The sequence below is a fragment of the Acidovorax sp. KPB24-03 genome (assembly GCF_057546605.1).
Window position 1 is genome coordinate 1 of the sequence record NZ_BAAJYR010000343.1, and the last position, 3,792, is coordinate 3,792.

Below are 3,792 nucleotides of genomic sequence, written 5' to 3' on the forward strand. Positions count from 1 at the left end.
CGGCGCCGAGGGCGGTGCCGCCGGCGGCTCGTTCGGCGGCGCGCCTGCAGCCCCCCCGGCTGCCGGCCCGCACCCACAGCAGCCAGACGATGAGCACGTCCACCATGATGAGCGCCTGCCAGAGGTATTCGTGGGCGAAGTTGAAGATGGCGGTGTTCCACTGCCCCAGGTAGAACAGGCTGATCACCCGCACGATGTTCATGGCCTGCACGGCCAGGAAGCCGGCGACCAGGCCGACCAGCTTGTGGCGCCAGGTGGACGGAAACGCCATGACGGCGGCGAACAGCACGATGCACGCTTCGATGCCGTTGCATCCCGCTTCGATCGAAACGCCGAAGCCCGTGGCCTGGTTCCACAGCACCTTGCCCGAGGCGGCGGCCGAGCTGTCGAACCAGGTGACCAACCCGGCGCAGATGCGCGCCAGCAGCGCCGTCCATGGCAGCACCAGGTGCTGCTGCACCCAGCCCAGCATGTTGATGCCGAACATCGTCAGCTGCAGGGTCAGGAAGAGGAGGAAAAAGCGCAACATGCCGGAAGGCTCCGCAGAGTAGAAAAGGGACCGCCGCACATTATCCAGGCAGCATGCCTACACCCGCCATGGGAAAAGCCTGCGGATGGGCGTCTACTTTCGGAAAGGCGCTCCACCTTGCCTGCCCATAGACCAGCCGCAGGGGCCGAAGCAACGCGATGGGACGCATCAGCCCATCGCAGAGCCCGCAACCTTCAGTTACCAACCTGGAATTAATCCAGGTTGGATCATCACTATGATGCGGCGCATGGTGCAGCCGGGAGGGCAGTGCCAGCCTCTTTCCCAAATCATGAATATGAGTACCGCCATATGGTGGTGAAACGGCATGCCATCGCGGCGTTGTGCATCGCCGCCCATCTCTTTCCATCCCATGCGCAGGAATCGAAGTCGCCCGCCCCTGCGCGCAAGTCCTATCCGGTTGCAGCCGTGGCATCGGTCAAGATCACGCGGCCCGCGGCGCAAAACGCAGCGGGAGAGTCCGCCCCCTGCGTTGGCACCCGGCCGCTGGCAGAGCAGGATGTCCGCCGGTTCCTGGCCCATTCGAGGCCCATCGACCGCCGTGCCTATCTGCACGACCATTTCCTCACCGGTGACTGCTACACGGAGGCCCGCATCCGGTTCAAGGATGGCCGCGTTGCCACGCTGGGCATCGCCAACGATGCCGGCACCGCCCTGCTCACGCCGGTCGTCGCGGGCAAGGAGCAGGCGTCCGGCCACTACCTGCACTGCGCGCGGTGCACGGGCTTGCTGGACCTGCCGGACCGCGAGCCTCCGAATTAATCCTGGCCACCATCGCAGCCCAATAAAAAAGCCCGGCCTCCCAAGAAGGCCGGGCTTTTTGATTGCTACTTATTTAATAGCAATATGCCCTAGTGAATCATGCGCTGGAGGCCGATCAGGCCAGCAATGCGTTCACGCGCTTCACATAGGCGGCGGGGTCCTCGGGCAGGCCGCCTTCGGCCAGCAGCGCCTGGTCGAACAGGATGTGCGCCAGGTCGTGGAAGTGCACGCTGCCGTCCAGCTTCTTGACCAGGGCGTGATCGGGGTTCACCTCCAGCACGGGCTTGGACTCGGGCGCCTGCTGGCCGGCCTGCTTGAGCATGCGCGCCAGCTGGGTGCTCATGCCGTCGTCCTGCACGACCAGGCAGGCGGGCGAATCGACCAGGCGGGTGGTGGCGCGCACGTCGTCGGCCTTGTCCTTGAGGGCCTCCTTGAGCTTGGCCAGCAGCGGCTTGAAGGCCTCGGCGGCTTCCTCGGCGGCCTTCTTCTCGGCCTCGTCCTGCAGCTTGCCCAGATCGACCGCGCCCTTGGCCACGGACTGCAGCGGCGTGCCGTCGAAGTCCTGCAGGTAGTTCAGCGCCCACTCGTCCACGCGGTCGGTCATCAGGAGCACCTCGATGCCCTTTTTCTTGAAGACTTCGAGCTGCGGGCTGTTCTTGGCGGCGGCCAGCGTGTCGGCGGTGATGTAGTAGATGGCGTCCTGGCCTTCCTTCATGCGCGCCTTGTAGTCGGCGAACGAGACGGTGACCGCATCGCTCTGCGTGGAGGCGAAGCGCAGCAGCTTGGCCAGGCGCTCGCGGTTGCCGAAGTCCTCGCCCAGGCCTTCCTTGAGCACGGCGCCGAATTCGGCATAGAACGCCGTGTACTTGCCTTCCTTGGCCTTGTCCTCGTCGCTCACCACATCGGTCACGCCGTCGGCGCCTTCTTCACCGGCGGTGTGCTTGTCGTGCTTGGCCAGGTCTTCCAGCATGCCGAGCACGCGCTTGGTGGAGCCTTCGCGGATGGCGCGCACGTCGCGGCTTTCCTGCAGCAGCTCGCGGCTCACGTTGAGCGGCAGGTCGCTGGAGTCGATCACGCCCTTCACGAAGCGCAGGTAGGTGGGCATCAGCGCCTCGGCATCGTCCATGATGAACACGCGCTTGACGTACAGCTTCACGCCGGCCTTCTTGTCGCGGTTCCACAGGTCGAATGGGGCCTTGGCGGGCACGTACAGCAGCTGCGTGTACTCGGTGTTGCCCTCCACGCGGTTGTGGCTCCAGGTGAGCGGGTTCTCGTGGTCGTGGCTGATGGCCTTGTAGAAGTCCTGGTACTGCTCTTCGGTGATGTCCTTCTTGGGGCGGGTCCACAGGGCGCTGGCCTTGTTGACGGTTTCCCACTCGCCGGTCTTGACCATGCCGCCGGGCTGGCGGCCGCCGTTTTCGTCGCCGGGGTTGATCAGCTCGCCCTCTTTCCACTCTTCCTTTTCCATCAGGATGGGCAGGCTGATGTGGTCGGAATACTTGCCGATGATGGACTTGATCTTCCAGGCGTTCAGGAACTCTTCGGCGTCGTCGCGCAGGTGCAGGATGATGCTGGTGCCGCGCTCGGGGCGGGTGATGGTCTCGACCTCGAAGTCGCCCGTGCCGCCGCTGATCCAGCGCACGCCCTGCTCGGCGGGCAGGCCGGCCCGGCGCGATTCCACGGTGATCTTGTCGGCCACGATGAAGCCGGAATAAAAGCCCACGCCGAACTGCCCGATCAACTGGCCCTGCTCGGACGCGGTGGCCTTCTGGTCGCCCGAGAGCTTGCCCATGAAGTCCTTGGTGCCGCTCTTGGCGATGGTGCCCAGGTGGTCGATGGCCTCCTGCTGGCTCATGCCGATGCCGTTGTCGGTGATGGTGAGCGTCTTGGCGTCCTTGTCGAAGGCCACGCGCACTTCGAGGTGGGGCGCGTCTTCGTACAGGGCGTTGTTGTTCAGGGCCTCGAAACGCAGCTTGTCGCAGGCGTCGGACGCATTGGAGATCAGCTCGCGCAGGAAGATTTCCTGGTTGGAGTACAGTGAATGCGTGACCAGGTGCAGCAGTTGCGCCACTTCGGCCTGGAAGGAATGGGTCTGTTTGCTCATGGTGTGGATTGGGAGGTCTGGGTCATTCACAAAAAGAGGGATGCCCCGGCAGTTCGGGGCAGGCGCCGCATTATCAAGGCTCGCCGGTCCACTCCCGGCCGAGGCGCCGCGCCGGGGGCGCCTCGGCCATTGAACTCCGGGCGCGCGCCCCGTTCCAAGCCGCCATCCCGCCCCGCCCCGGCCCGGGGAGGGCCGGCATCCCCGACGACGGAAACCCGATCCATGCACCCACTCCGAAGCCTGCTTCACAGGCACCTGCCGATGGCGGCGTGCCTGGCCCTGCTGCTGGGCCCGCACCGCCGCTGTGGGCGCAGCAGGCCACGGGCCGTCCCCGATGGCTTCGCCGCCGGGGGTCACGGGCGGCGGCCAGGCCGAGGTG

3 protein-coding genes are annotated in these 3,792 nt (G+C 65.6%); 1 reads left to right on the forward strand and 2 read right to left on the reverse strand.

What is annotated here, in order from left to right:
- Window positions 1–529: exosortase H (gene xrtH, locus AC27KI_RS20465; protein ID WP_487115545.1), on the reverse strand; the 529-nt coding region annotated here is incomplete at its 3' end.
- A gap of 309 nt (window positions 530–838) precedes the next feature.
- Between xrtH and AC27KI_RS20470 the strand changes: the two genes are divergently transcribed.
- Window positions 839–1,309, forward strand: coding sequence for a hypothetical protein (locus AC27KI_RS20470; RefSeq protein ID WP_487115547.1), 471 nt, complete (start codon window positions 839–841; stop codon window positions 1,307–1,309).
- A gap of 115 nt (window positions 1,310–1,424) precedes the next feature.
- Here the strand turns inward: AC27KI_RS20470 and htpG are convergent, their stop codons facing one another.
- Complete coding sequence (htpG, locus tag AC27KI_RS20475) at window positions 1,425–3,413, reverse strand: molecular chaperone HtpG (RefSeq protein ID WP_272567069.1); 1,989 nt, start codon at window positions 3,411–3,413, stop codon at window positions 1,425–1,427.
- Window positions 3,414–3,792 lie beyond the last annotated feature (379 nt).